Origin of the sequence: Streptomyces sp. BI87, assembly GCF_025957665.1 — a bacterium.
Taxonomy (GTDB): Bacteria; Actinomycetota; Actinomycetes; order Streptomycetales; family Streptomycetaceae; genus Streptomyces; species Streptomyces albidoflavus.
Genome location: NZ_CP110079.1, coordinates 2,678,204 through 2,704,568, shown reverse-complemented (window position 1 = coordinate 2,704,568; position 26,365 = coordinate 2,678,204). Strand labels below are relative to the sequence as shown.

Annotated in this window: 20 protein-coding genes and 1 tRNA gene; 7 read left to right on the top strand and 14 right to left on the bottom strand. The window is 72.9% G+C overall.

The window, feature by feature from the left end:
• Nucleotides 1-33 precede the first annotated feature (33 nt).
• The 4 genes from OIM89_RS11635 to OIM89_RS11620 are packed head-to-tail and all read right to left on the bottom strand — an operon-like array spanning nt 34 to nt 3,715.
• On the bottom strand, nt 34-780 hold the full coding sequence (locus OIM89_RS11635) for an N-acetyltransferase (RefSeq protein ID WP_264491237.1): 747 nt from the start codon (nt 778-780) through the stop codon (nt 34-36).
• Between the two features lie 10 nt (nt 781-790).
• Nucleotides 791-2,668 (bottom strand): GAF domain-containing SpoIIE family protein phosphatase, encoded by a 1,878-nt coding sequence (locus OIM89_RS11630; RefSeq protein WP_260679548.1) that lies wholly within the window; start codon nt 2,666-2,668, stop codon nt 791-793.
• A 17-nt stretch (nt 2,669-2,685) separates the two neighbouring features.
• Complete coding sequence (locus tag OIM89_RS11625; RefSeq protein WP_413470875.1) at nt 2,686-3,051, bottom strand: LPXTG cell wall anchor domain-containing protein; 366 nt, start codon at nt 3,049-3,051, stop codon at nt 2,686-2,688.
• Complete coding sequence (locus OIM89_RS11620; protein ID WP_264491236.1) at nt 3,023-3,715, bottom strand: DUF4291 domain-containing protein; 693 nt, start codon at nt 3,713-3,715, stop codon at nt 3,023-3,025. Before OIM89_RS11620 ends, OIM89_RS11625 begins: the two co-directional genes overlap by 29 nt.
• A gap of 459 nt (nt 3,716-4,174) precedes the next feature.
• Here OIM89_RS11620 and OIM89_RS11615 point away from each other — a divergent pair, with 459 nt between their 5' ends.
• Both OIM89_RS11615 and OIM89_RS11610 read left to right on the top strand, forming a co-directional pair.
• Complete coding sequence (locus OIM89_RS11615) at nt 4,175-6,913, top strand: ATP-binding protein (RefSeq protein ID WP_264491235.1); 2,739 nt, start codon at nt 4,175-4,177, stop codon at nt 6,911-6,913.
• Nucleotides 6,914-7,322: 409 nt separating this feature from the next.
• Nucleotides 7,323-8,438: an ADP-ribosylglycohydrolase family protein gene (locus OIM89_RS11610; protein ID WP_030697855.1), complete on the top strand. Its 1,116-nt coding sequence runs from the start codon at nt 7,323-7,325 to the stop codon at nt 8,436-8,438.
• Nucleotides 8,439-8,535: 97 nt separating this feature from the next.
• Here the strand turns inward: OIM89_RS11610 and OIM89_RS11605 are convergent, their stop codons facing one another.
• The 3 genes from OIM89_RS11605 to OIM89_RS11595 all read right to left on the bottom strand — a co-directional run bounded on the left by OIM89_RS11605 (nt 8,536) and on the right by OIM89_RS11595 (nt 11,152).
• The gene (locus tag OIM89_RS11605; protein WP_030697854.1) at nt 8,536-8,745 is read right to left on the bottom strand and encodes a DUF397 domain-containing protein; all 210 of its coding nucleotides are present in this window, start codon (nt 8,743-8,745) and stop codon (nt 8,536-8,538) included.
• Nucleotides 8,746-9,160: 415 nt separating this feature from the next.
• Nucleotides 9,161-10,018 carry a helix-turn-helix domain-containing protein gene (locus OIM89_RS11600; protein ID WP_030697853.1) on the bottom strand — a complete coding sequence of 286 codons (858 nt, stop codon included), beginning with the start codon at nt 10,016-10,018 and terminating at the stop codon, nt 9,161-9,163.
• 372 nt (nt 10,019-10,390) lie between these two features.
• Nucleotides 10,391-11,152, bottom strand: a complete 762-nt coding sequence (locus OIM89_RS11595; RefSeq protein WP_008404303.1) for a GOLPH3/VPS74 family protein — start codon at nt 11,150-11,152, stop codon at nt 10,391-10,393.
• A gap of 199 nt (nt 11,153-11,351) precedes the next feature.
• On the opposite strand from OIM89_RS11595, the gene OIM89_RS11590 reads away from it, so the two are divergent.
• Entirely contained in the window at nt 11,352-14,102 is a 2,751-nt protein-coding gene (locus OIM89_RS11590) for a serine hydrolase (protein WP_247860388.1), read from the top strand.
• 155 nt (nt 14,103-14,257) lie between these two features.
• On the top strand, nt 14,258-16,087 hold the full coding sequence (locus OIM89_RS11585) for an MFS transporter (protein ID WP_264491234.1): 1,830 nt from the start codon (nt 14,258-14,260) through the stop codon (nt 16,085-16,087).
• A gap of 33 nt (nt 16,088-16,120) precedes the next feature.
• Here OIM89_RS11585 and map read toward each other — a convergent pair whose 3' ends face one another.
• Nucleotides 16,121-16,888 carry a type I methionyl aminopeptidase gene (gene map, locus OIM89_RS11580; protein WP_151168412.1) on the bottom strand — a complete coding sequence of 256 codons (768 nt, stop codon included), beginning with the start codon at nt 16,886-16,888 and terminating at the stop codon, nt 16,121-16,123.
• A 107-nt stretch (nt 16,889-16,995) separates the two neighbouring features.
• On the opposite strand from map, the gene OIM89_RS11575 reads away from it, so the two are divergent.
• The gene (locus OIM89_RS11575; protein ID WP_030697849.1) at nt 16,996-17,286 is read left to right on the top strand and encodes a helix-turn-helix domain-containing protein; all 291 of its coding nucleotides are present in this window, start codon (nt 16,996-16,998) and stop codon (nt 17,284-17,286) included.
• Nucleotides 17,287-17,310: 24 nt separating this feature from the next.
• Here OIM89_RS11575 and OIM89_RS11570 read toward each other — a convergent pair whose 3' ends face one another.
• Together OIM89_RS11570 and OIM89_RS11565 are read right to left on the bottom strand one after the other, a co-directional pair.
• Entirely contained in the window at nt 17,311-18,012 is a 702-nt protein-coding gene (locus OIM89_RS11570; protein WP_257380552.1) for a hypothetical protein, read from the bottom strand.
• 96 nt (nt 18,013-18,108) lie between these two features.
• Nucleotides 18,109-18,942, bottom strand: a complete 834-nt coding sequence (locus OIM89_RS11565) for a hypothetical protein (protein WP_175457413.1) — start codon at nt 18,940-18,942, stop codon at nt 18,109-18,111.
• A 266-nt stretch (nt 18,943-19,208) separates the two neighbouring features.
• Here OIM89_RS11565 and OIM89_RS11560 point away from each other — a divergent pair, with 266 nt between their 5' ends.
• Both OIM89_RS11560 and OIM89_RS11555 read left to right on the top strand, forming a co-directional pair.
• On the top strand, nt 19,209-19,688 hold the full coding sequence (locus tag OIM89_RS11560) for a cold-shock protein (protein ID WP_030697846.1): 480 nt from the start codon (nt 19,209-19,211) through the stop codon (nt 19,686-19,688).
• A 120-nt stretch (nt 19,689-19,808) separates the two neighbouring features.
• Entirely contained in the window at nt 19,809-20,183 is a 375-nt protein-coding gene (locus OIM89_RS11555) for a VOC family protein (protein ID WP_264491233.1), read from the top strand.
• Between the two features lie 69 nt (nt 20,184-20,252).
• Here OIM89_RS11555 and OIM89_RS11550 read toward each other — a convergent pair.
• The 4 genes from OIM89_RS11550 to OIM89_RS11535 form a co-directional block, all read right to left on the bottom strand.
• Nucleotides 20,253-20,328, bottom strand: a tRNA-Arg gene (locus tag OIM89_RS11550).
• A 312-nt stretch (nt 20,329-20,640) separates the two neighbouring features.
• Nucleotides 20,641-22,230 (bottom strand): serine/threonine-protein kinase, encoded by a 1,590-nt coding sequence (locus tag OIM89_RS11545; RefSeq protein ID WP_030697844.1) that lies wholly within the window; start codon nt 22,228-22,230, stop codon nt 20,641-20,643.
• 121 nt (nt 22,231-22,351) lie between these two features.
• On the bottom strand, nt 22,352-23,026 hold the full coding sequence (locus tag OIM89_RS11540) for a hypothetical protein (RefSeq protein WP_037665376.1): 675 nt from the start codon (nt 23,024-23,026) through the stop codon (nt 22,352-22,354).
• 136 nt (nt 23,027-23,162) lie between these two features.
• The gene (locus tag OIM89_RS11535; RefSeq protein WP_264491232.1) at nt 23,163-26,363 is read right to left on the bottom strand and encodes a type I restriction endonuclease subunit R; all 3,201 of its coding nucleotides are present in this window, start codon (nt 26,361-26,363) and stop codon (nt 23,163-23,165) included.
• Between the last annotated feature and the right edge of the window lie 2 nt (nt 26,364-26,365).

Genomic DNA, 26,365 nt, shown 5'->3' with positions numbered 1-26,365 from the left:
CGTGCCGGGCCTCCCGCCCGTCAGGCCGCGGGGTCAGAGCCGGTGCCGCACCCAGACGTTCGGCTCGGCGTAGACCGCGTACCCGTGGGCGACCGAGCAGTGGACCGGGACCAGCGCGCCCGGGACCTCGACGGGTCCCTCGGTGTCGAAGGGCAGCCCGGTCCAGTCGCGCCACTGCTCCAGGGTGCCGCTGACCGTCATCGACACCGGGGCGACCGAGTCGATCACCCCGCCCGCCCGTACGTGGACGCGCAGCCACGGGTCCTCGGGCAGGCCGTCCTCGGCGCGGGTCAGCCGGACGTACTCCGCCATCGGCAGGTCCGGGCGCCGGTGCTTGGCGTTGGGGCGGACGGGGGCGACCAGTTCGCGGTGGCCCAGCGCGCGGGCGTTCTCGCGCATCGCCTCGACCATGCGGCCCGATATGCCCTTGCCCAGGTGGTCGCCGGCCACGGTGATCTCGACGGCGCCGACCGTGTCGGGCGTCCGGCCGCGCCGCAGGTCGGAGAAGGCCCACAGCAGTTCCTGGTCCCAGCCGCCGGGCGGCAGCTGGCCCCGCCCGGGGGCGTCGAGGACGAACGGCACGCTGTAGCCGCGGGCGACCACCTCCCCGGCGGTGTCCGTGGCCACCAGGACGTACTCGGGGAACTCCACCGCGATACGCGGGAAGTTGGCCCAGCCGACCAGATCCTCCAGGACGAACTCGGGCCAGGTGTCCGGCATCTCGCCCAGCGCCCCGGCCAGTTCGGGGCGGGCGGCCAGGGTGGTGATCTCCAGTTTCATGCGCGCGAGCCTACGGGCCCGGATACGGCCGTGCCACAGGGTTTCCGCTGGTGGGGGGCGGGGTGCGGCAGCCGTGCGGGCCGGGGCAGCGCAGGGCGAGGAGGGCCACGTCGTCGTCGGGGTCCTCCCCGGCCATGCTGACGGTGAGCTGGCGGGTCAGGCGGGCCAGCGGGGTGCCGGCCCCCGCCGAGAGGAGCGTGCCGAGGCGCTCGATGGAGGCGTCGATGTCCTCGCCCCGGCGTTCCACCAGCCCGTCGGTGTAGAGGAGCAGCGTGCTGCCCGGCGGCAGCGGCTGCCGGTACTCCTGCCAGCCGCCCTCGGCCAGGCCCGGGTAGAGCATCATCTCGTGCTCGGTCAGCAGGCGGCAGGGCGAGCCCGGTACGGCGAGCAGCGGCGGCGGGTGCCCGGCGTTGGTCCAGGTCAGCTCCCAGCCCTGGTCGCGTGGGGTCAGGTGGGCGTGGATGAGCGTGCCGGTGAGGCCGAGGTCGAGGGTGGTCGTGGAGTGGTGCAGGGCCTCGACGGCGGCGGCGGGCCCGGCGCCCGGGTGATCGTGGTCGGCCTGGCGGAGCATGCTGCGGGCCTGGCCCATCAGGGTCGCGGCGCGGATGTCGTGGCCGGTGATGTCGCCGATGGTCGCCGCGAGCGTCGGCCCGCCGCTCTCCTCCTCCGCGGTCGGCAGCCGGTACGCGTCGTACCAGTCGCCGCCCACCCGGTCGCGGGCGGCGGCAGGACGGTACAGGGCCGCCATCTCCAGCCCGGGCACCGAGGGGAGTTCGGTGAGCATGGCGTCCTGCAACTGGCGGGCCACGTCGATCTGCTCGTCGACGAAGAGGGCGCGTTCCAGGGCGCGGGCGGCGTAGGCGGCGGTGGCGGTGAGCACGGCCAGCTCCCCCAGGTCCGGCTCGTGCCGGCTCCGCCAGGCCACCGCGAGCGCGCCCAGGACACGCCGGGTGCCCGCCAGCGGTACGCACACCAGGGAGGCGAAACCGAGCCGCTCCCAGCGGGCCGCCGCCTCGTCCCCGTACTCCGCGCGGACCTGGTGGATGCCGTGGACGGCGACGGTCCGCTTCTCCCGGGCGGCCCGGTCCGTCGGCCACGGGGTTGCGACCGGGTCGACCGCCGGGTCCTGGGCGGTGCCGTCGGGCCAGCGCCCCTCGGTGGCGTCCCAGGGGATGCGCTCCTGGGCCAGGCTGAGCCCGGCGAAGGAGGGGTGGAGGTCGCGGGTGATCAGCTCGCCGACCTGGTGGCGGACCTGGCCGACGCCGGTGGTGTCGGCGAGTACTTCGGAGGCACGCAGCACCAGCTCGGAGCGGGCCAGCAGCGCCGCCGCCTCGCCGCGGGCCTCCTCGATCCGGCGGGTGACGATCCGCAGCCGGATCTCGGCCGCGCACGCCTCCGCCAGGTCGGCCAGGGCCTCCACCTCGCGGTCGGTCCACTCCCGGGGCTGCCGGTCGATGGCGCAGAGCGACCCCAGCACCACCCCGTCGTCGTCGACCAGCGGCAGTCCGGCGTACCCGGCCACCGACAGTTCCTCGACCATCGGCCGCCCCCGGGTACGGGGATCGGTACGGGCGTCCCGCACGATCAGCCGGCCCGCCGAGACGACCTCCGCGCACAGCCCGGTCCGGCGCAGCTCGGAGAGCGGGGCTTCGAGGCCGGTCATGCCGGGGAACGAGTGGTGCTCGGCGCCGGCCACCGAGACCAGCGCCACGGGCACGTCCGCGAGCCGCGCCGCGATCCGCGCGAACCGGTCCATCCCCTCGTCCGCCGCGGACGACAGCCCCGCCTGCTCCAGCGCCAGCAGGCGCGCCCCCTCCTGGTCGGGGGAGACGGCGCCGGAGGACTCCCCGGACCCCGCTCCGGCCCCGGGTCCGCTCTCCTCTGCCATGGCGGCGGACCTTCCTGTCAATCCAGTCGATGACCCCTGCCGACCCACTCCTGCCAGGGTAGGCCAGCCCTCCCGGCGGTGCCGCCGGTGCGGCGGCCTGGTTCAGCCGCGAGGGGTGAGGGCCAGCCGGTCCTCCTGCGGCGCAGGACGATCAGGAGCACCAGGCCCGCCAGGGCCAGCGTGCCGGCGAGGGTCGCCAGCGGCAGCAGGGAGCCGGTGGTCTGGCCGGTGTCCGGAAGCCCGCCGGGGTGGCTGGGGGAGTGCGTGGGGTCGGGAGTGCGGGGCGGGGGAGGGGTGGGCGTCGGGTTCTCGGGGGTGAGGCGGACTTCCCCGCTGGTGGAACCGGGCTCCAGCTCACCGGCCTCCGCGCCCTCGCAGTCCACGTCGGTCGCCTGCCAGCTGCCCTGGGCCGTGGCCGGCGGCAGGAACTCCTGCACCGTGTAGCGCACCGAGTCGTCCACCGCCCTCCGGCACGTACACACGCTCCTCCGGCAGTAGCTCCCGCGCCCCTGCCTCGTCCCCGGCCCGCACCCGCTCGTGCACGGCGTGCGCCAGCCCGGTCACATCGACGACGGAAACCAGCCACTCGTCCGCGTACCGCCGCGCCGCCTCCCCGCTCAGCCCGAGCTGCAACGCCCGGTAGGGCAGCGGCTGAAGCCGCCAGTCCCGCTCGGGGTCCCACTGAACCCGGGCAGGCGAACCACGCAGCGCCGCACGCCAGGCGTCACGGTCGGCATGGAGGTCCGGCTGATACGCCGAGAGGCAGGCATGCGCCAACGCCCAGTCGAATCCCTTACGGCTGATCTCGATCGCCAGTACCCGCTCCTGCCCCTCCTTCCGGGACCAGCCCGAGCGATACATCATCCAGAGGAAGGACGGCTTGATCCAGGTCATGCGGTCCCGCTTCCAGGCGGGCGGGAAGCGGTGGGACTGGGCGGCGGGGAGGGCTATGGACGGGGGGTACGCCTGGTAGACGGTGAGGGTGGTGGGGGTTTGGCGGGCGCGGATCTGGTGGGTGGGGTGGGGAAGGTTGGTGGGGTTGGCCATGGGGAAGAGGGTGCGGGGGCTGGGCCGGGGTGGCTAGTGGATTTTGGGGTGGTGGGGGCGGGGTGGGCGGAAGGGGTGCGGGGGGTTGGGAATGGGCTTCAATTGGCCCGGCATGGCGTGTGCGGGGGTGGTCCCCACGAGGTCGGCTCGACCGTCGTCGGCGGCCAGTGGTCCCCGCGTGTGCGGGGATGGTCCCAACTGAGACCCGCGCTACGGAGAAGCGGACCTGTGGTCCCCGCGCACGCGGGGGTGTTCCCTCCGCCGACCTCGTGCGGACCGCGATGCCCTAGCGGCCCCGCGCGCCAGCACTCACCTCCCGCCCCCGCACCCAGTTTCACGCACCCCCACCCCCGCCGAACCCCCAACTCCCCCAACCCCGCTGCCACTCCACCCCCCGAACACCCATACTGGCCCCCAGCCCATCCCCGCCCATCCCAACCCCCAAGGGGGACCCCGCCCATGTCCCGCCCCTCCCTCCAGGACCTGATCCGTCGTCGCAGGCAAGGTGCCTTTGTCGGGCGGGAGCAGGAGATCGAGCTGTTCGCGCGGAATCTGGACGGGGCGCCGTCCGATCCGACGCACCGGTTTCTCTTCCACGTGTACGGGGTCGGTGGCGTCGGGAAGTCGACGCTGGTGCGGGAGTGGGAGCGGCTGGCGGTGGGGCGGGGGGCGCTCACGGCGTACGTGGACGACTCGGTGCACAGCGTGCCCGAGGTGATGGCGGTGGTGGCGGAGCAGTTCGCGCGGCAGGGGCGGCCGTTGAAGGCGTTGGAGAAGCGGCTGGAGGCGCACCGGCGCAGGGTGCACGAGGCGTTGGCGGCGAGCGGGGCCGACGCGGGGGGCGGGGACGGGGCGGAGGAGGGGGCCTCGGCGGTCAGTTCCGCGGTGGTGCGGGCGGGGCTGGTGGGGGTCGGGATGGTGCCGGGGGTGGGGGCGTTCGCTCCGGTGGTGGACGGGGAGCGGCTGCCGCGCGGGGCGGACCGGTTCGCGGCCTCGCTCAGCGCGCGGTTCCGGGACCAGGACGACGTGCGGCTGGTGCTCGACCCGTTGCCGGCGCTGAGCCCGGTGCTCCTCGCCGAGCTGGGGCGGGTGGCCGAGGAGGTGCCCTGGACCGCCCTGTTCTTCGACACGTACGAGAACACCGCGCCGTTCCTCGACGCGTGGCTGCGCGACCTGACCACCACGGACCGGTACGGGCAGGCGCCGGGCAATCTGGTGCTGACCCTCGCCGGGCGGAACCGGCCCGACCGGTCCCTGTGGGGCGGGCAGACCGACCTCGTCGCCCACCTGCCCCTCGAACCGCTCACCGAGAACGAGACGGGACGCCTGCTCGACGCTCGCGGCATCCACGACGAGGACGCCCGGCGCGCCGTCTGGGAGGGGTCGGCCGGGCTGCCCGTGCTGGTCACCACCCTGGCCGACCATCCGGGCGACACCGTCCTCGCGGGCGCCACCGCCGTCGACCGCTTCCTCGGCCGCGACGCCCCGCCCGGGCAGCGCGAGGCGGCCCTCGCCTGCGCCCTGCCGCGCACCCTCGACGAGGACGTCTGCGCCGCCGCCACCGAGGAACCCGGCGACCCGGCCGCCCTCTTCGCGTCCCTGACCGCCCTGCCGTTCGTCTCCGGCCGCGAGGGCGCCCCGCGCTACCACGACGTGGTCCGCGCCCCCATGCTCCACCTGCGCCGCACCACCGCCCCGGCCCGCTGGCGCGCCGCCCACCTGCGCCTCGCCGCGCTCCACGAACGGCGGTACGAGGAGTTGGGCGGGGCCGGTGGGCGCGACGAGGCCGATCCGGCCCGGCTCCACGCCCGCCTGGAGGCCGCGTACCACCGGCTCTGCGCCCACCCCGCCACCGCCCTGCCGGAGCTGCTGGCCGAGGGGGCGGCGGCCGCCCGCCTCGGCGCCGCCCCCGCCCGCCGCTGGGCCCGCACCCTCGCCGACGCGGGCCGCGACAACGGTGACGCGGCGACCCGGGGCTGGGGCGCGGACTGCCTCGCCGTCCTGGACGAGGACGACGGGCCCAAGGGCCGGGCCCGCCTCGCCGGGCTGCTGGTCGACCGGCCGGGCCTCGGCGAACAGGCCCGGGCCGAGGCGCTGTACGCGCGGGCGGCGCTGCACCGCGAGGCCGGGGCGCTCGCCAAGGCCCTCGCCGACTACGACCGGCTCGACGCCCTGCGCCCCGGTGACTGGCGGACCGCCATGGAACGCGCCGTCGCCCACCGCCAGACCGGCGCCTACGCCGCCGCCCTCGCCCACCTCGACGAGGCAGAGTCCCGCCTCGCCGCCGACGCCACCGGGACGGAACCCGACCCCGCCTCCCTCGCCCGCCTGGTCCGCGAACGCGGGGAGACCCGGCGCCACCTGGGCCAGTTCGAGGAGGCCGTCACCCTGCTCGGCCGGGCCCTCGACCTCGCCCCCGGCGACCCGGGGACTCTCGTCTCGCGTGCCTCCGCCCACCTCTCCCTCGGCCGCCCGGAGCTGGCCGTCGCCGACCTCGACCAGGCGCTCGGCGCCCGTCCCGACCACTTCTGGGCGCTCCTCAAGCGGGCCCGCACCCACGACTCCCTCGGCGACCGCGAGGCCGCCCTGGCCGACCTCGCCCGCGCCGCCGAACTCGCCCAGGACCCGGCCCTCGTCATCGGCGAACGCGCCGAGATCCACCGCAGGGCGGGCGAACACACCGCCGCCGTGGTCGCGTTCGGCGAGGCCATCGCCGCCGACCCCGGCTACCTCTGGGCCTACGGGGGCCGTGCCATGGCCCACCACGCCCTCGGAGACACCGCGGCCGCCGTCGCCGACCTCCGCCACGCCCTGAGCGGCAAGCCCGACTACCTCTGGGCCCGGCTGCGGCTGGCCGAGATCCATCACGAACAGGGCGCGTGCGAGGCGGAGTTCGCGGAGTACGACGAGGCCGTCGCGGCCACCGGGGGCCGGCTGGCGCGGCCGTACGTCCTGCGGGCGCAGGCCCGTGCCGCGCACGGGGAGCACGAGCGCGCGGTCGAGGACTTCGACCGGGCGCTGCGGATCGAGCCGGGTGACGAGCGGGTACGGGAGCTGGCCGAGGAGGGGGCCCGCGTGTACGTGGCCGCGTCCGCCGGGGAGACGGCGACGGAACCGGCCGCGGAAGCCCCGGACGCCACCTCCTGGCGGCGGAGCGACAGCTCCTGGGGCCACGGGGGCACCAGCGCGGGCTGGTGAACGAGGCCGTGTCGGGCCCCGTGAGGGGATGAACCCGCAGGCCGAACCCGTGTGGGGGCGGCCCGTTCGCGGGACCCAGCTCCTCGGCCTGCGGGACTCCGGCTTCGTCGTCTCCTCCGGGCCGCACAGGGGCGAGTTGTCCAGCGTGGAGGAGGTGCTCCCGGCCGGTCGCGGGCGGACGCCCTGATGGTGGCCGGGGAGTGGGCGGGGCCGCCTGTCTGCTGCTGGGCCGCGTGCGGCGGTACCAGCTGGCGGTGTGAGGGACCCAGACCCGCCCCCACCCCCTCAAACCCCGCCACCAGGACGACCGTTCACATACCGCTTTCGCCCCCGCCCGCTCACCTCCGGTCAATTACAGTGCGGGACGAGGCGTAAGCGGAACGGCAGGACGCTGGACGGGAGGGATGCCGTGGGCACGGCTGTCGGGACCGTCTGGGGGCGGGCGGAGCAGCAGGACTTCCGGAGCCGGGTGCGCGGGACGCTGCTCGGCGCGGCGCTCGGCGACGCCCTCGGGGCACCGCTCGCCGGGCTCGGCGCCCGCGCGGTACGGGAGGCGTGCGGCGACGAGGGGCCGGCCGGGCCCGGGGAGGCGTACGGGCGACGGGGCGCGGTCACCGCCCACACGCAGCTCAGCCTCTTCACCGTCGACGGCCTGATCCGCGCCCAGGTCCGCCGCGACACCGGAGCCTGGCACCCGCCGACCGACGTCCACCTCGCCTACCGCCGCTGGGCCGCCACCCAGTCCGACTGGGGCCCCGACGAACGGCGTACCGGCGACGGCTGGCTGGCGCGGCAGGAGTGGCTGTACAGCCGGCGCGGGCCGGAGCGCAGTTGCCTCTCCGGGTTCGGGGACCGGGGGATGGGAACGCTGGAAGCCGTACGGAATCCGGGCGAGCGCGGGCCTGGGGCGCTGACCCGGTCGGCGCCGTTCGGGCTGCTGGTCGGCTGGGAGCCGGGGCTCGTCCTCCAACTGGCCCTGGAATGCGCCGCGCAGAGCCACGGGCACCCGGCGGCCCGCCTCGCGGCCGGGGCGTACGCCCTGCTGGTGCACGGCGCGGCCCGCGGCGAACCCCTGGAGGCCGCCACCGGCCGGGTGCTGGCCCTCGCCGCCGAGCAGCCCGGTGGTGAGGAGGTCGGCGAGGCGCTGCGCGCCGCCGTCCACGGGGTGCGGCAGGGGCCGCCCGACCCCGCCCTGGTCGAGGAGCTGGCCGGGGGCGGCGGAGCGGAAGGGGTTCTGGCCGCCGCCCTGTACGCGGCCCTGGTCTGCGAGGACGTCTCCCAGGGGCTGCGGCTCGCGGTGCGCCACGGCGGGCCCTCGCCGGCGGTCGGCGCGGTCTGCGGCGGTCTGCTCGGCGCGCTGCACGGCGAGACGGCCCTGCCGCCCGCCTGGCTGGCCGAGCTGGAGGGGCGGGCGACCGTGCTGGAGCTGGCCGACGACTTCGCGCTGGAGATGACCCACGGCGCCGCCCTGCACGGGCCAGGGGGCGCCTCGCCCGGCTGGCTCGCCCGGTACCCGCGGGCGTGACGGGCGCGGGGTTCCGGGCCGGGACAGGGGAAAGCCCCCTCGGCCGGGACGGCGATCCAGTCGAGAGGGCCGTAGGTGCCGCACGCGGGCGGTGGGGTCACACGAGGTCGAAGTTCCCCCGGCCGACCCCGGCGACGAAGGCGTTCCAGGAGTTCGCGGCGAAGCCGATCGCCGGGCCCTGGGCGACCTTCGAGTCACGCACGGCGATGGACGCCACGACGGGGGACTTCACCTCGACGCAGGCGCCGTTTCCGGTGGAGTAGGAGGACTTGGTCCAGTCGGTGGTCGCACCCTGGTGAATAGCCATGATTGCTCCGGTTCAGGCGGTGGATGTGCAGTTCCGCCGGCCGTACGGGCCGGGGAGTGTCACCGGTCCCGATGACATCGTTGACGCTACTCGCCAACATCGTCCGGAGCGGAAGCCAGTCACCCGACTGAAGGCAAATTACCCGGTTCACCTCCGTGGGGGGTGAAGGAACGTGTATCGTCCGTGCGCACACTTCGCGGGTACGCGCATTTGAGCGATACCGCGGAATAAACCCGGGTTTCTGCCGACAGGGTAATTCCGGCCACTCCGAAGACCCGCCCCGCACCCGCCCCCGCCTGCGACGACACCCGCGAACACGCCGACGCCGCCCGGCAGACGCGTATCTGCCGGACGGCGTGCGGTAAACGGCCCGGAAACGGGGGCGAAAACAGCGCGGAGGAGCGGAGTTCGGCGGTCAGCCGCCGTGCTCGCGGGCCATCTTCGCGATGTAGTCGCGTGAGTCCTCCGGGTTCAGCGCCTGTGCCCGCAGATGTTCGTACATGACGCTGTACTTCTGCACGTCGTTCGACTTCTCCAGATAGAGATCGCTGGTGACGCCTTCGATGTAGACCACGCTGGAATCGGTCGAGTCGGGGAACTCCAGAATCGCGTATTGGCCGTTGAGTCCCGGATGGGCCCCGTTGGTGAACGGAATGACCTGGACGGTCACGTGCGGCAGCTCCGACATCCGCACGAGATGTTCCAGCTGCTGCTTCATGATCTCCGGCGTACCCACCGCCCGGTGCAGCGCCGCCTCGTCCATCACCGTCCACAGCCGCAGCGGGTTCTCCTCCGAGGAGACCCGGTCCTGGCGGCGCATCCGCACCTGGACGCGCTTCTCCGCGTCGGCCGGGCTGATCTCCGGAATGGCGCCCTGGATCAGCGCCTGGGCGTACGGCTGCGTCTGGAGCAGGCCCGGCACCACCTGCGGGTCGTAGGCGCGCAGCGAGGCCGCGTCGGTCTCCAGCCCGATGTAGACGCTGTACGGGATGTCGCCGAAACTGTGCCACCAGCCCTGCTGCCGCGAGTCCTTGGCCATCTGCATCAGCGAGTCGACGATGCGGTGGTCCTCGACCTCGTAGACGCCGCAGAGATCGCGCACGTCACGCTGGCTGATCGAGCGGCGGCCGTTCTCCAGGCGGCTGATCTTCGACTGCGAGACCAGGAGGCGTTCGGCGACCTGCTCGGCGGTCATGCCCTTGAGCTCGCGGAGCCTGCGCAGCTCCTGACCCAGGCGGCGCCGCCTGACGGTGGGATTGACACTGGACGCCACGGATACGTGCACCTCCGGCTGCGGGCCCTGCGGGGCAGGGCCTGGCGGGTTCTGCTTATCTGCTGTTCAGCAGAGTGCCACCAACGGCCCGGCCAGCGCTGGGAAATGGCCGATGCCGTATCCGTACGGTGGCCCAGCGTGTCCGGCCGCCGGTCGGCCGGTACGCTCCGGCCCCCGCGCGCGCACGGCCGCGCGGGGTGACGGTCGGAGGCGTCGTCCGGACGTCCTCCCGCCACCCCGCGCGGCCACCTCGCGGCTCCCGGACCGGTTCAGGGGCCGCCGCCCGGCGGGGCCGGGCGGCGGCGTGGCGGTACGGCGCACTGGGGTCCTGCTCTTCGGTTGTGGTGCTCGGTGCTCGGTGCGCTGTCGCTCTCAGTGGGCCGCGGCGCGGGCCATCGTCGAGCGGTGCGGCTGGACCGGGGCGTGGTGCCCGGGGCCGGCCGCCGGTTCCGGGGTGCGTGGCCCGTGGGCCGGGCGCACCGCCGGGGCACCCCCGCGCCGCGGCGGGGTCGCCGCGCCGTTCTGGACGTCCATCACGGCGTGCGCCACGAGTCCGCCCATCGGGTCGTGCCTGATGAGGTCCCGGAGGCGGGAGCGCGAGGAGCGCCCCTCGTTCCCCGGGTACAGGTGCTTGCCGAGACCGACCGCGTGGGCCAGCGCGGCGAGCGCCGCGGTCCGCGGGTCCGGCGGGACGCCGGTGCGGATCGCGTTGTCCAGCCGGGCTCTGATCTCCCGGCTGACCGCCGACTCCGTCGCCTGGTAGCGCGTCGTCGGCAGCACCCCGCACATCTGGCCCTCGACGGCATGCACCATGCCGCACCGTTCCAGATGCGAGAGATAGGTCTGGCGCAGCCCCAGCCGGGGCCCGCCGATCCAGTGCACGGCCCGCACCGGCGCGCCGCGTCTGCGCAGCAACTCCAGTGCGGAGTCCAGTGTCGGATCTCCGGTCGGCCGTGGTACGACCACGGCGATACGATCCCCGTCCGGGGCTATACGTCCGGCCAGCGCCAGCTCCACTAGCTGTGCTCCGGCCAGACCGAGGTCGAGCGACTGCGGCTGCGCTGTGGTACCCGTGGCCGGGTCCAGAGCGAGCAGCAGAAGCTCCTCCGGAATCGTTCTGCGGCTCCTGCCCATCCATGCCTCCCCGCGTGGATGAGTGACAGGGTGACCCCTCTCACATTGGTCTGTCGAGAGCACGTGGGCGCTATGTGCGGGAACCAGTAGGTATGTCGTTCTCGTCTGGCAAGAGGGCCCGTGGGTCACACAGGACACTGGTACATGGTTCGGACACGACGTCGTCCGGCACGACGGACGGCTTATCGAGGAGGCATCGGTGGCGGGCGAGATCCCCGACAGGTCGGAGCAGAAGAAGGCGGCGGGGGAGCCCGAGGCCCCGGCCACCGACGCTCCGGACCCGGCCACGGACGACCGTGACCCCCGGATCGCGGTCGCCCGCGAGACACCGGACCCCGTCGACCACGCCACGACCGTCCTGAGGACGGACGCGGGCGCCGACGGCGACGAGGATGAAGGCGGGGAGCCTGCCGAGGCCGACGCCGACGCCGAGGACGCGGGCAAGGCTGATGCCGCAGGCGACGCCAAGGGCGAGGCCGACGCCGCGGGGGAGGCTCGCGACGCCGGGGACGAGTCCGGCTCCGGTGCGGAGGGCGCCGGTACGGCCGGGGAGGCGGGCGGCTCCGCGAAGGGTGAGGACGCCGGGGGCGAGGCTGACGGTTCCGCCGGGCGCGACGAGGCCGACGGCAAGGCCGGCGAGGATGGCGCCGAGGCCGGCGACGACAAGGCCGACGACGACAAGGCCGGCGACGACGAGGCCGGCGCCGCGTCCGGCGCGAGCGACACCGGGGCCGGCACCGACGGCCGGCTGCGGGACGCCGTCGCGGCCTGGGTGGCCACCGACGAGGCCGACGAAGCTGACGAAAAGGGCAAGCCGGGCGAGGCTGAGGCGGATTCCGCCGCCGCCGGCGCCGACGAGGCCGCCGGCGAGGGCGAGGAAGAGGCTGAGGGCGCTTCAGAGGCGCCCCAGGAGCCCGTACGGGGTGCGGGTGGCACCAAGGTGCCCGCGGCGCGCGAGGCGGGCGGCAGTGAGCCCGAGCGCGAGCCGGAGTCTGCGCCGGAGGCCGAAGCGGAAGCGGTAGCGGACGGTTCGGACGACGCCGACGATGACGACGCACCGAAGCCGGCCAAGGCTGCCGCCGGAGACAAGCCTGCCGAATCGGAGGCCGATGGGGAGGAGTCCTCGGCGACGGCGGGCGGGGAGTCGGACGGTGCGGGCGGACCCGGCGTAAAGAAGGATGCCGGGGACGGCCAGGTGCCCGCGCAGGGCGGGAAGCCGGAGGACGGGGCGAAGAAGGCCGACGGTGGGGACGAGGAGGCGGCGGACGGGGAGGACGCCGCTGTCGTGTCCACCGGGGTGAAGCTCCGGAAGGTCGGGAAGCGCGAGGGGGTCGACCAGCCGACCGCCGTGTTCCGGGCGCCGAAGTCCGGGCCCGAGGTCGACCAGCCGACGACCATGCTGAAGGTCGGCGACGCCAAGCCCAAGCCCGAGGCCGAGGACGAGCCCGAGAAGGGCGCCGGGGGTGAGTCGGAGGCCGAGCGGACCAGCAAGTTCGTGCCGTTGCGCGGGCTGGACGGGCCCGCGGCGGTCAAGCCGAAGCCCGCCGAGCCGAAGCCGGCGGAGGCCGAGGAGGAGGCGCCGCGGGCCAAGGCCGCCGTGCCGGCGCCCGCCGCGCCCGCCGACGAGACGGCCGCGCTGCCCACCGCCGAGCGCACCACCCAGCAGCCGCTGCCGCCGCTGGACCTGCTCGCCGAGCTGACCAACACCCCGCCGCCGCCGGAGACGCCGCTGCGCACCGCCGTGCGCCGGGTGAAGATCTGGACGCCGCTGGTCATCCTGCTGCTCATCGTCTTCGCGGTGGTCCAGTCGGTGCGCCCGCTGCCCGAGGGCACGCTCGCGCTGACCGCCGAGGAGACGTACACCTTCAAGGGCGAGGAGCCGGCCATGCCGTGGCCGACCGAGGGCCAGGCGACGGTCACCGTCGACGGCATCGGCTCGCTCGGCTCGTACGGGGAGCAGAAGCCGATCCCGATCGGCTCGGTCGCCAAGGTCATGACGGCGTACACGATCCTGCGCGAGCACCCGGTCAAGAAGGGCACCGAGGGCGAGATGCTGACCATCGACGCCAAGGCCCAGCGGGACTACGAGAACGCCGGCCAGGAGTCGACCGTCAAGGTCACCGAGGGCCAGAAGATCTCCGTCAAGGAGGCCATCGAGGCGATCATGCTGCCCTCGGCCAACAACATCGCCCGCCAGCTGGCCCGTTGGGACAGCGACGGCGACGAGGCGGCCTTCGTCGAGAAGATGAACAAGTACGCCGACGAGCTGGGCATGGAGAACACCACCTACACCGACCCCAGCGGTCTCAAGGAGACCACCGTCTCCTCCGCCGAGGACCAGGTGAAGCTCGGCAAGGCCGTCATGGAGTTCGAGACGTTCAGCTCGGTCGTGCGGCTGCCCAACTACGAGTCGACCACCTCGGGCCAGACGGAGAAGAACTACAACTTCCTCGTCCCGATGTACGGCGTCGTCGGCATCAAGACCGGCTCCACCACCAAGGCCGGCGGCAACCTCCTCTTCGCCGCCGAGAAGGTGGTCGACGGTGAGAAGCAGCTGATCATCGGCGCCGTCTTCGGCCAGCACGCGCCGCCCATCCTGGACACCGCCACCGCCCGCTCCAAGGACCTGATCCTGCGCACCCAGGAGCTGCTGACCTCCAAGCCGGTGGTGAGGAAGGGCGACGTCGTCGGCCACGTCGACGACGGGCTCGGCTCCACCACGCCGGTCGTCGCGACCAAGGACGTGCCGGCCGTCGGCTGGCCCGGCCTGACCGTGAAGCTGGCCCTGGACGACGGCGGCAAGGCCCTGCCGCACGAGGCGGAGGCGGGGACCAAGGTCGGCGTGCTCAGCGTCGGCGACGGCACCGGGGACGCCGTCGAGGTGCCCGTCGCCCTCCAGAGCGACCTGGCCGAACCCTCCTTCGGCGCCAAGCTCCAGCGCATCGGCTGAGCCCGGCCGCACGACCCGCTCCGGCGGCGCCGCCCCACCCGGGGGAGCGCCGCCGGAGCCGTGTTAGCGTCCCGGGCATCGGGACCAAATCGGACGTGGCGGCGCTGCACGGCACCCGCGCCTCACCGGCCGGGGACGAACGGGGAGAGCCGCCAGTGACCACCGCCGAGACCGGGCACGCCGAGCCTCACGCGCCCGCGCCGCCCGAGGGCATACCGCCCGCGCCCGCCGCCGAGCCCCGGGCCCGCCGTCTGCTCCTCCACCCGGTCACCCTCACCACCGCCCTCGCCGCCGCCCTCCACGTCCTGTGGTTCTTCACCTTCGCGAACAGCGGGGGCGATCTCGCGGCGCAGGACGCGTGGGCCGAGTTCGTCGGGCGCAACCCCGGTTCGGCGTACAACCTCGCCTGGTACGGCGGGATGCACCCCGTCTCGTACAGCGTCGTCTCGCCCTACCTCATGCACGTCCTGGGCGTACGCACCACGATGATGCTGGTCGGCACCGTCTCGGCGGCGCTGCTCACCCTGCTGCTGATCCGCAGCGGCGCGGTGCCGAGGCCCGGGAGCGGGCCGGGGGCGCTGCGGCGCGCCCTGCTTCCCGCGTTCGCGGGTGTGTACGGGCTGCTCTGCAACGCCGTCTCCGGCCGGGTCACCTTCGGCCTCGGCATGATGTTCGGCCTTGCCGCCGTCGCCGCCTTCTTCTGCTGGCCGCACCGCTGGCGCCACCGCCGCTGGACCAAGGGTGCCGTCGCCGCCGTCCTCGCCGGGCTCGCCACCGCCGGGTCACCGGTGGCCGGGCTCTTCGTCGGCTTCGTCGCCGCCGCCCTCTTCGTCAGCCGCCGACGCCCCGCCGCCTACGCCCTCGGGCTCGCCCCGGTCGCCGTCGTCGCCGTCTCCACCTGGCTCTTCCCCTTCTCCGGCACCCAGCCGATGTCGCTGGGCTCGGCGGCGCTCCCCTTCGTCTTCGGTGTGCTGGTCTGCGTCCTGGTGCCCCGGCACTGGGTGACGGTCCGCCTCACCAGCGGCGTCTACGCCCTCGCCGTGCTGCTGGTCTGGGCGGTCCACTCGCAGATCGGCTCCAACGTCACCCGCCTCCCGATGCTCTTCGCGGGCGTCGTGCTGGCGGCGGCCCTCCCCTTCACCGTCCGCGCCAGCCGCAAGTGGTACGCCCTCGTCGCCTCCCTGGTCCTCTTCACCGGGTGGATCGGCGTCAAGTCCGTCGACGACGTCGTCAACACCACCCCCATCGCCTCCTGGAACCGCGAACTGGCCCCCCTCGTCAGCCACCTCGACCAGGCCGGCGCCGACCAGGGCCGCGTCGAGGTCGTCCCCTCCCGCAGCCACCGCGAGGCCTCCGCCCTCGCCCCGTACGTCAACCTCGCCCGCGGCTGGAACCGCCAGGCCGACGTCGACCGGAACCCCCTCTTCTACGACGGCTCCCTCAACGCCGCCACCTACCGCGCTTGGCTCGACCGCTGGGCCGTCCACCACGTCGTCCTGCCCCACGGCAGTCTGGACGGCGACGGCGGCGAACGCGAACGCGCCCTCATCGAACGCGGCATGCCCTACCTCGACCTGATCTGGAGCGACGCCAACTGGCGCCTCTACGCCGTCGAGAACCCCACCCCCATCGCCGACCCACCCGCCCTGGTCCGCCGCGCCGAACAGGGCGCCATCACCCTCGACGTGCTCCGCCCCGGCCGCGTCCTGGTCCGCCTCCCGTACTCGCCGTGGCTCGGCCTGGTCGACGCCGAGGGCTCCACCCTGCGGGCCCCCGAGGAGACCGTCGCCTCCCTCGCCCGCACCGAGACCGACCCCGACCGGCCCAAGGAGTACGCCAACCGCCACGGCTGCCTCGCCCCCACCGACCCCGACGCCACCGGCGCCACCTGGACCGAACTGGTCGCCCCGAAGGCCGGCACGTACCGCATCGCGGCCCCGTACGAGATCCCGCGCGGGACGGCCTGCCCGGAGGAGCTGCGCTGAGGCAGGGGGCCGGGGGCCAGGGGGCCGGGGGGCCTACAGGACGGTGAGCAGGCGCGGGCCCGACTCCGTCACGGCGATGGTGTGCTCGATGTGTGCGGCGCGGCTGCCGTCGGCGGTGTACATGGTCCAGCCGTCCTCGCCGGTCCAGCAGGCGTCCGCGCCGCCGGCGAGGAACATCGGCTCGATGGCGAGGGCGAGGCCGGGGCGGAGCTTGAACCCGCGTCCCGGCCGGCCCCGGTTGGGGATGTGCGGGTCCTCGTGCATGCTCCGCCCGATGCCGTGCCCGCCGAAGTCCTCCGGGACCCCGTAACCGCCGCGCCGGGCGGCCGAGCCGACCGCGTGCGAGATGTCGCCGATCCGGTGGCCCACGGTGGCCGCCGCGATGCCCGCCTCCAGGGCGGCCCGGGTGTCGGCGACCAGGCGGGCGTCCTCGGGGCGGGGGGTGCCGACGGAGAAGGTGGTGGCGGAGTCCCCGGTCCAGCCGTCCAGCCGGGCCCCGCAGTCGACGCTCAGCAGATCGCCGTCCCGGAGGCGGTAGTCGCTCGGGATGCCGTGCTGCACCGCGTCGTTGACCGAGGCGCAGATGACGGCGGGGAAGGGGACCGGCGCGAACCCCGGCTGGTACCCGAGGAACGGCGAGGTCGCCCCGGCCCCGGCCAGCACGCCCCGGGCCACCTCGTCCAGCTCGCGCAGCGAGACACCGGGCAGTGCCGCCTCCTCGACGGCGGCCAGCGCCTGAGCCACGACGCGGCCTGCCTCCCGCATCGCGTCCAGCTCACCGTCGGTCTTGATCTCCACCATGGCCTCGTCCCGCCTCACTCCGGTCCCCGGGCACGCGGGCGCGCCGGAGGACGGCATGCCGCCTCCCCGGCGCATCCAATTTCTATACCGGTATTAGTATCACGGTCATGGTGCGAACAGCTCTGACCCCCTGGGAACGCTCCCGCGGCGAACACTTCGGCGCCCTCATCCGCCGGGCCCGCGGCGACCGCAGCATGGTCGACGTCGCGGCAGCCGCCGGCGTCTCCGCCGAAACCCTCCGCAAGATCGAGACAGGCCGCGCCCCGACCCCGGCCTTCTTCACGGTCGCCGCCCTCGCCACCACGCTGGGGCTCTCCCTGGACGAACTGGCCCGGGCGGCGGCGCTGGCGGCGGGGGACGACGTGGGGGAGGGGGACGGGGTGGCGCGGTCGGCCTGAGCGGGGCGGGCGGCGGTTACTCCTTCACTCCTTGCGCGGCGCCCCGGGCGGTGACTGCCACGGGTCGTGCTGGGGACCGGCGGGGCCACCAGGACCGTAGGAAGAGCCGTTCCCGTGCGGGGGCGGACCCGAGCGGCCCAGCGCCTCGGCGGCCAGGCGGTTGCGGTGACGGGAGCGCTTGACGATGAGGGCGATGGCGACACCGGCCAGCGCGAGCCCCGCGAGGCCGGGCAGCGCGGAACGGAGCAGCAGCGTGTTGGCGAGGGCACCCAGCCCCGCGCCGTCACCCGGCGCGAAGGTGGCGGAGCCGGCCGGGTCGGTGCAGCGCAGGGTGTAGGTGCCCGGGGTGTCGGCCTCGATCCTGAGGAGCCGCACCCAGGTCGTCCGGTTGAGCTTCACGGTGTACCTGGCCCCGTAAGGGCTGAACTTCGCCTCGCCGGGCCCGTCCAGCGTGCACTCGGCCCCCTCCGGCACCGGCGCCTGTCCGTACACCGCCGGCTCGCCGCCGGCCGTCACCTCCACCCGGGCACTGCCGCCGCTGCGGAACGCCTGGTCGCGGTCGATCGCGTCGACGGCCGACACGAGCGTCAGCACGAACCCGGCGACCGCGCCGAGCAGCAGCAGCCCCGCGGCCACCCACACCCCCGCGAGCACCCCCCGCCGGGGTCGTATCCGGGAAGGGTCGACGTGGGAGGGGCCGGCTCCTGGGCCCAAGTGCTTGCTCATGCACCGATGCTGGCAGGCGGAACGCGGGCGGGCCAGGGGTTCCGGCTCATGCCGAAAGAGCCTCAAAAGGGGCCGCAGGACGCCGAAAGGCTCCGCCTACTGCTTCGGCGGCTGCCCGTAGGGGCCGGGCTGCTGCCACTGGCCGGGCTGCGGGGGCTGCGGCTGTCCCTGCTGGGGGTAGCCGTACGGGCCCGGCTGCGGCTGCTGGGGGTGGTGCGGGTAGCCGTAGGGCGCGGGCTGCTGGGGCTGGCCCGGCTGCGGATAGCCGTACGGCGCGGGCTGGGGCTGCTGCGGCTGGGCGTACGGGCCGGGCTGCTGCACCGGCGCGCCCCAGCCGGTCTGCGCCCCCGGCGGCAGATAGCGGGCGCGGCCCTCCTGGTCGGTGACCCGCTGGAAGCCGTAACCCTCCAGGTACGCCGCGAACTTCGCGTTCCGCTGCCGCTGCACCATGACCGCGACGCCGAGCGCCCCCATCGTCACCACCCAGAAGCCCACCGCGAAGGCGGTCGGCACGTCCCGCAGGGGCATGAGGCCGGCGGCGACCGTGAGCGCGAGCCCGGCCATCACGAGCCGGTTGGTCTCCGTCAGCCGGCCGGTCAGGTCGAAGTTGATGCGGGCCTTGAGCAGTTCGAACATGTCCGAGGGATAGGGCGGCAGCGGCCCGTCGTTGCCCGCCTGCGGGTACTGCTGCCAGTTGGCCGCCGCACGCTGCCGCGCCGCGGGGCTCGGATCGGGTGCGAGGTACAGGTGGAGCGCGGTGTTACGCCCGCCGCCCTGCCGCACGTCGATGTACTCGTAGCCGAACAGCTGCGCCGTGCACGCCAGTTTGGCCAGCTTCTTCACCGACGCCATCGGGCTCGTCAACACGACCGGCTGCCCGTGCCCCATCAGCTCGAACATCTCGCGGACCTGCTTCTTGCTCACCCACACCACCCCGTCCCGGTCCCGGTACCCTCGGCCGAAGGCCGCCCGCGACTGTACCGTCCCCCGCTCCCGGCCGGTCCTGGCCGTGTCACGGGAACCCGCGGCGGCTCCCCCCGGCCGCACCGGGACGCGTATCATCCGGCCGAGTGAAGCCGCGCCGCCGGAGGCGGACGCGGCGCAGACGGGTACGGCCGCGCCCAGGGGACGGCCACGCACAGCACGCCGGAAACGGTTCACCGGCAGCGTGCGAGATACAGCGGAGGTGTGGTGTTGTGCTGAAGACCGGGAAGATCCTGCGCTTCGACGAGGTGCGCGGCTACGGGTTCATCGTGCCCAACGAAGGCGGCGAGGACGTCTTCATGCACGCCAACGACCTTGTCGACGAGAAGTACCTGTACCAGAGCGGCCGCGAGGTCGAGTTCTTCGAGGAGATGGGCGAGAAGGGCCCCAAGGCCTCCCAGATCCGCCTCGTCTACCGCTCCTCGCCCCGCCGCTCCACCCCCGCCGTCGGCTTCTCCTCCGGCGGCCCCGACGCCCCCCGCATCACCAACCCCGGCGTGGACGAGCCCGACACCGAACTCGACGAGTACGACGACCAGGACGAGGCCGACACCCTCACCGTCGCCGAACTCCGCACCGAACTCACCGACCTCCTCCTCGACACCGACGACACCCTCACCGCCGACCAGATCAAGCGCATCCGGACCCGGGTGACTGAGCTGGCCAGGGTGCATGGGTGGGTGGCTTCGTAGGGGGTCACCCTCCGCACTCCACCGTCCGTGCCCCGCCCCTGCCCGCCCCGGGCGGCGGCGGGGCACTCCGGCGTCGTGCAGCTGTTTGGCCGGCATGGCACCCCGGTACCCATCACCTCCATGAACACCACCACCGCCGGCGCCCCGCTCCACGTCACCACCCTCCTCGCCGTGGCCCCGGTCACGGACCTCGCCCGCGCCACCACCTGGTACACCCACCTCCTCGGCCGCCCCGCCGACACCCACCCCATGCCCTCCCTCGCGGAATGGCAGCTGACCCCGGACACCTGGCTCCAGCTCTTCCACTCGCCGGAGCACGCCGGGTCGACCCTGATCAACATCGGTGTCCCGGACCTGGACAGGGCGCTGGGGGAGCTGGCGAGGCGGGGGCTGGAGGCGAACACCCCGCAGGAAGGCGCCGGCGGGACGGTCCGCTTCGCCGCCCTCCACGACCCGGAGGGGAGCAGGGTGACGCTGATCGAGGGGACGGGGTAGGTCTGGACTTGCCGCACCGCACAGAAACACCGAAGGCCCCGGACCAAGATCGGTCCGGGGCCTTCCGCCTGGTGCCCCCGGCAGGATTCGAACCTGCGACACCCGCTTTAGGAGAGCGGTGCTCTATCCCCTGAGCTACGGAGGCGGGGATCTGTAGAAGATGTGCAAGGAGCTGCGGTGAAAGTCGCGAGCTGGGCACATCGGTCCACTGATCCGGCGGTGCGCCACAGGGCTGGCGCACCGCCGTCAGTGTAGCGGGTTGGGGTGCGCGGGCGAGGGGGTCACCTGCCCGGCGCCCGGAAAGCGGTCGCCTGGCCCGATGGTGAGGTGATGGGCGCCTGTATGGTCCCCATCGTGCCGAGGGCGACGAAGCGGATCACCGGGCGAAGCCGAGGTAGAGGAGCAGGTCGCCAGGTCGCCATGGGGGCGAAGGCGCTTGTCTCAGGAAATGTGCGGGTCACCCCGCAGCGTCGCCGTCGAGGTCCAGACGGATCAGGGCCAGTGCCGTCGCAATCTCGACGGTCATCTCGTCGTCGGGGCCGAACACCATGCACATGTCCTGATGGAGCGGGTCGAGGACCTGCCGGGCTTCGGCGGCTCGGCCTTGGGCGAGCAGCAGCATCCCGATGTTGTGCCGCAGCTCGACCGCTTCCTCGCTCACGTCGCTGTCGACGGTCCGCACGACGTTCAGCACGCCCTGGAGCGCGGCGAGCGCCTCAGTGACCTGGCCCAGTTCGGCGCGGCACCGGGCCGCCTGGGCGCGGCAGGCGCGGGACTGCTCGCCGGTGGGTCCGGAAATGCGGGCGTAGGCTTCGGCGAGGGCCTCGAACTCGGGCAGGGCTGCCCGGTAGTCGCCGCCGAGGAGACGGATTGCCGCACGCCGACGGCGCAGCGCCAGAACGGCCTTGCTCTCGGAGCCGAGGGCGCGAGCCGCGGGTTCGATGATCTCGCTGAGCACCTCGGCTGCCTGAGCGAACCGGTCCTCTTCCAAGAGGTCGTCGGAGTGGGCGTACGCCTCCTTGATGGACTCGCGAAGGTGTGCGGGAACGGGTACCGGCCCCGTTCCCGGGAGGACGGCTGTGGGCGGCAAGTCATCAGGTGCGGGCGCCTGGGCGCGGGCACGGGGTGCGAAAGGGCGACGGAACACGCTCGTCGGGTCGGGTGTGTCGACCGGTCCCGCATCGGTTGTGCCGGACTCCTCGCCGGGAGGCGGGAGGAACGGAAGCAACCGTGCGTACACCTCCTGGGTGTCGGCCGGCCGTGCCTCGGGCGCCTTGCGGAGCAGGTGCAGGACCAGCTCCTCCAGCGCTTCGGGGACCTCCGGCCGCAACTGTCGCAGCGGGGTGGGAGCGGCGTTGACGTGCTGGTACATCAGCAGGTACTCGCTCTCTGCCTCGAACGCCACTCTGCCGCTCAGGAGTTCGTGCAGCACACAGCCCAGCGCGTACAGGTCGGTCTGCGGGGTGATGCGGCCACCGCGGGCCTGCTCGGGTGCCATGTACTGGTGCGTGCCGATGGGACTGCCGGTGGCGGTCAGTTTGGTGACGTCAGTGCGCAGGATCGCGGCGATGCCGAAGTCGAGCACCTTCACGGTGCCATCGCGTGCGACGAGGATGTTGCCGGGCTTGAGGTCGCGGTGGATCACCGGGACGTCGTGCGCGTACGACAGGACAGTCGCGATCTGCGCGGCGACGGCGACCGCCCAGCTGACCGGCAGTGGTCGGCCGGGGCTCAGACAGGCGGACAGGGGTACGCCGTCGACCAGCTCCATCACCAGGAACAGCCGTTCGTACGAGTCGTCGAGCACCGCGTCGTACACCTGCGGCACGCCGGGGTGCTGGATGCGGGCGGTGATGCGGGCCTCGCGGCGGAAGCGCTTGGCGAACTCCTCGGCCAGTTGCGGGGAGGTGACCGACGCCTGCCGGATGAGCTTCACGGCGACGGGCCGGTCGAGCACGGCGTCGTAGCCGCGCCACACGTCGCCCATACCGCCGTGACTCAGCTCCTCCAGAAGTTCGTAACGGTCGGAGATCGCCTCCTGCGGCACCTTGCCTCCGGTGTGGGTGATGAACAGCCAGGGTGAGTGGCCAAGTTTGGCCGTAGCGTCGATCCGTCGTCCAGCGATCACGGCGCGGATGGGGCGACCGCGACCGCTGGACCGGGCGCCGCTACTTCACCTCTTTGGCCAGGACGGCGACGGCGACCTTGCCCACCATCGTCGTCAGGACGTAGTTGGTCGAGCTGCTGAAGACGACGCCGACGCCGGCGGGGACCGCCTTGGCCGTCGCCTTCTGAGTGAAGGTGATCGAAACTCGCTTGAACAACTGCTTGATCGTGACCAGGGCCGGCCCTGTCAGGTACTGGTAGACCAGCTTCTCGGCGATCTTCATGACCGCGGCCTTGCCGCCCTTCGACGCCATCTGCTCCACCGAACCCGCCAGGGCGAGCACGAAGGCCAGGTGCTTCTTGTCCTCGTCGCTCAGGTCGGTCTCGTACACCTCGACCAGGCACATGCACATGTCGATCTGGAGCTTGAGCGCCACGGCGGTATCAGCGCCCCCACCGGCGAGGACCGCGACCGCCGTCCCGACGCCCGGAATCACACTCGGGGCCGCGGTGACCGCGCCGGTGGCCGCCGCGAGGCGGGAGTAGCGGGCGATCACCTTGTCCGCTATCCGGCGTCTGTCCTCCGGACTCCCGGGCTTCCGCCCGGACTTGGCCTTGAAGGACACTCGGTATCCGTCCACGAGCTCAGCAGCTGCCCGCGGTGTGATGGCGATCCGCTCGACGGCCTTCTGGAGCCGCGTCCCCTCGATCTCGGTCTCGTTCCCGGTGTGGCTCACCGTTCCCCCTCATCCGTCGCACCTCACGAGAGGGCGATGTGCGTCGCACACCGTCTGGTGTGCGGAAATGCGGCAGTACGCGCAGTCGGTACGGGGACCCGCCCCGGCTGGCCCCTCCTGCCGGGGCGGGTCCCCGTCACAGCTCGTCGTCCAGACCCTCCTCGCGGCGGATCATCCGCCATGCGGCCTTGCGAGCGCTGCGGTCCAGACTGGACTTGAAGCCCTTGTCGGGGCCGAAGTACTGACGGCCCATGCCGGCGATGGTGTCGATGTGGTCGGCCATCTTGTCCGCGAAGACGTTGTCGAAGACGAGGCCGAAGTTCTCCTCGTCATTGACGACGGCCGCCGCCCGCACCTTCGGGTCGGCCTTGGCCTCCTCGAACGGGCGGATGACGTCCTGCTCGGTGAACTCGGTGCCGAAGCGTTCGTTGAACTTGTCGATCAGCTGGGAGAGCAGCGACTTCTCCGCTTCCTTGGCACCGCCAGAGCCATCGCCGAAGCCCGGCATCATCGTCGGCCCCTCGGAGGTGAGGGAGACGTCGTACTCGCCGGTCTTCTCCACCCGCATGTGGCTGAGATCGATCTCGCCGATGTCCACCCCGCCATCCGCCCGGCGAGGCAGTCGGCTGAGGAGGTAGCGGCCATAGAGGTGCAGCCGCTCCAGATCGGCATCCTGGTAGGGGACGATCTGCGCGAGGAAGCCGTACTTCCTGACGTAGTCGTTGAGGGCGGCACGGAAGCTCTCCGCGGCCTCCTGGTCGTCCGTGTCCTCGCTTTCGAGCAGGAGCGTGAAGCGGGCGACGGCAGGGGAGAGCAGCCGGTACAGCTCGGCGTGCAGCTTCTCCCACTTGGCCTGGGAGCCCGCGGCCTTCTCCTTGGCGGCGAAGTACGCGGCGGCGAAGTCGTCCATCTCCTGCCCGGACAGGATCGCCGCCTGCATGACCAGGCTCTGGGCGGTGTAGAGCAGGTTGGGGTCGGAGGGGAGGGTGTTCGCCTCCTCGAAGTACGGGCGGAAGGAGTCCTGTATGTCGGTGGCGTCGTTGACGAAGTCCAGGACCGCCAGGTCCGCCTGGGCCTTGCGCTCGGCCGTCCGGTTCAGCCGGGACAAGGTCTGGACGGCGGAGATGCCGGTGAGTGACTTGTTGACGTACATCGTCGTCAGCAGCGGCTGGTCGAAGCCGGTCTGGTACTTCTCCGCCACCACCAGGATGCGGTACTCGCGCTGTCCGGCGCCGCCCGCCCGGGCGGCCTTGTCGTCGGCGCGCGTGTACGCGAACGCCTTCGGCAACGCGCTCTCCGACAGCCCGCCATTCTCCTTGGGCTCAGTGGTCTCCTCACCGTCGAGGGTGAGCGAGCCGGAGAACGCGACGAGGACGCCCAGGTCGGGATACTTGGTGTCGTAGCTCCGGTCCTTGAGGTAGCTCTTGATCGCGCGCGCCATCTCCACAGCGGACTGCCGGGAAGCGGTCACCACCATGGACTTGGCCCGGCCGCCGAGACGGCCCCGGGTGTGCGCCACGAAGTGCTCCACGATCACCTGGGCATGCTGGGCCACCGTCGAGTCGTGGGTGAGCGCGTACCGGGCGAGCAGGCTGTTCGCCTTCGACGGGTCGACCTCCCGCTCGTCCGGATTCTGGTTCACCAGCTTCCAGTACGTGTTGTACGTGACGTAGTTCCGCAGCGGGTCGAGGATGAACCCTTCCTCGATCGCCTGCCGCATGGAGTACGTGTGGAAGGGGCGGTAGGCGGCCTTGCCGTCGATGTCCTGGAGCGTGCCGAAGAGCTCGAGCGTCTTGGCCTTCGGGGTGGCGGTGAACGCGAAGTAGGAGAGGTTCGCGGCGCGGGAACGCTGCTCGGCCCTCTTCGTCAACTGCTCGTCGAGGGACGTGCCGGCCGGCGCCTTGACCGTGGTCGCACCAGCGTCGTCCGAGTCGGAGTCCAGGCCGAGGTCGCGCAGGGCTGACCGTACGGCGGTGGCGGCGTCACCGGACTGTGAGGAGTGTGCCTCGTCCACGATGATCGCGAAGCGGCTGCCCTGGATCTCGGTGGGGTTGCGCTGGAGGTAGTCGAGCAGTGCTGGGAAGGAGCGCAGCGTGACGGTGACGATCTTCCCGGCGTCGCGGGAGAGGGCCTTGGCGAGCTGTTCGCCCTTCGCGCCGTTCCTCTCGTCGATCTTCACGACGAGACCTGCGGTCTGCTCGAAATTGCCGACCGTCTCCCGGAGCTGTGCGTCCAGGTTGCGACGGTCGGTGATGACGATGACCTTGTCGAAGACCGGTACGCCGGGCTTGAGGCCCTTGGCGAGGGCCTCCGGGTCCAGTGCGCGCGGGTCCGTCGAGGTGTGCAGGTCGCTGAGGCGGTGTGCGAGCCAGCCGATGGTGTTCGACTTGCCAGAGCCGGCCGAGGCCATGACCAGGTAGTCGTGGCCGGCGCCGTGGGTCGCGGCATGCGCGGTGAGCTTCTTGACCACGTCCCACTGGTGGAACCTGGGGAAGATCATCTTCTTGGTGGTGCCGCCGCCGGGCGTCTTGCTCTTCTGCAGGTGCACGAACCGCTGCAACAGGTCCAGCCAGTTGTCCGGCTGCCAGACCTGCTCCCAGAGGTAGGAGGTCGCGTACGTGCCGTAGGCGCTGGGGGCCGGGTTGCCGGCCCCGCCGGGCTGGCCGGGGCCGTTGGACCCGGTGTTGAACGGCAGGAAGCGGGTGTTCTTGCCCCTGAGCTGGGTGGCGACGAAGACCAGGTCCGGGTCGATGGCGAAGTTCGCGGCGACGCGGCGCGTGAAGATCAGCTCCGTGGGGTCGCGGTCGGTGCGGTACTGCTCCTTGGCCTGTTCCACCCCCTGCTTGGTCAGCGGGTTCTTCAACTCTGCTGTGGCGACGGGGATTCCGTTGAGGAAGAGGACGAGGTCGAGCCGGTTGCCCCAGTCGGCCTGCTTGGTCGCGTACTCCAGCTCGCGGACGACGGTGAGGCGGTTGGCCCGGTACCCGTCCAGCACGGAGTCGTGAGCGACGAGGTTCGGCTTGAAGTACGCGACGCGGAGGAGGACTCCCCGGTCCTTGACGCCGTTGCGGAGGACATCGAGGAGCCCGTTGGTGGCGATCGCCTGGTCGAGGCGGCCGGCGAACCCGCGCTGTGCCTCGTTCGGGTCACCGCCGTAGACGGTCAGCAGGTCGTTCCACTCGTCGGGCTGGGTCTCCCCGATGAACGTGAACAACTCGTGGGTGTCCAGACCGAGATCGGCCTGATAGTCCTGCGGACGGGCCTCACGCCAACCGCGCTCGACCATGGCGGCGACGATGGCATCACCGAAGGCGGACTCCGTGTGAATGGGGCTCATGG

Excerpts from the sequence above, each read along its gene's own strand:
- OIM89_RS11570 (WP_257380552.1), bottom strand. The coding sequence starts at position 18,012 with ATGAGCAAGCACTTGGGCCCAGGAGCCGGCCCCTCCCACGTCGACCCT.
- OIM89_RS11595 (WP_008404303.1), bottom strand. The coding sequence starts at position 11,152 with ATGGGCAGGAGCCGCAGAACGATTCCGGAGGAGCTTCTGCTGCTCGCT.
- OIM89_RS11555 (WP_264491233.1), top strand. The coding sequence starts at position 19,809 with ATGAACACCACCACCGCCGGCGCCCCGCTCCACGTCACCACCCTCCTC.
- OIM89_RS11535 (WP_264491232.1), bottom strand. The coding sequence starts at position 26,363 with ATGAGCCCCATTCACACGGAGTCCGCCTTCGGTGATGCCATCGTCGCC.
- map (WP_151168412.1), bottom strand. The coding sequence starts at position 16,888 with ATGGTGGAGATCAAGACCGACGGTGAGCTGGACGCGATGCGGGAGGCA.
- OIM89_RS11605 (WP_030697854.1), bottom strand. The coding sequence starts at position 8,745 with ATGGCTATTCACCAGGGTGCGACCACCGACTGGACCAAGTCCTCCTAC.
- OIM89_RS11620 (WP_264491236.1), bottom strand. The coding sequence starts at position 3,715 with ATGGCCAACCCCACCAACCTTCCCCACCCCACCCACCAGATCCGCGCC.
- OIM89_RS11615 (WP_264491235.1), top strand. The coding sequence starts at position 4,175 with ATGTCCCGCCCCTCCCTCCAGGACCTGATCCGTCGTCGCAGGCAAGGT.
- OIM89_RS11635 (WP_264491237.1), bottom strand. The coding sequence starts at position 780 with ATGAAACTGGAGATCACCACCCTGGCCGCCCGCCCCGAACTGGCCGGG.
- OIM89_RS11630 (WP_260679548.1), bottom strand. The coding sequence starts at position 2,668 with ATGGCAGAGGAGAGCGGACCCGGGGCCGGAGCGGGGTCCGGGGAGTCC.
- OIM89_RS11575 (WP_030697849.1), top strand. The coding sequence starts at position 16,996 with ATGGTGCGAACAGCTCTGACCCCCTGGGAACGCTCCCGCGGCGAACAC.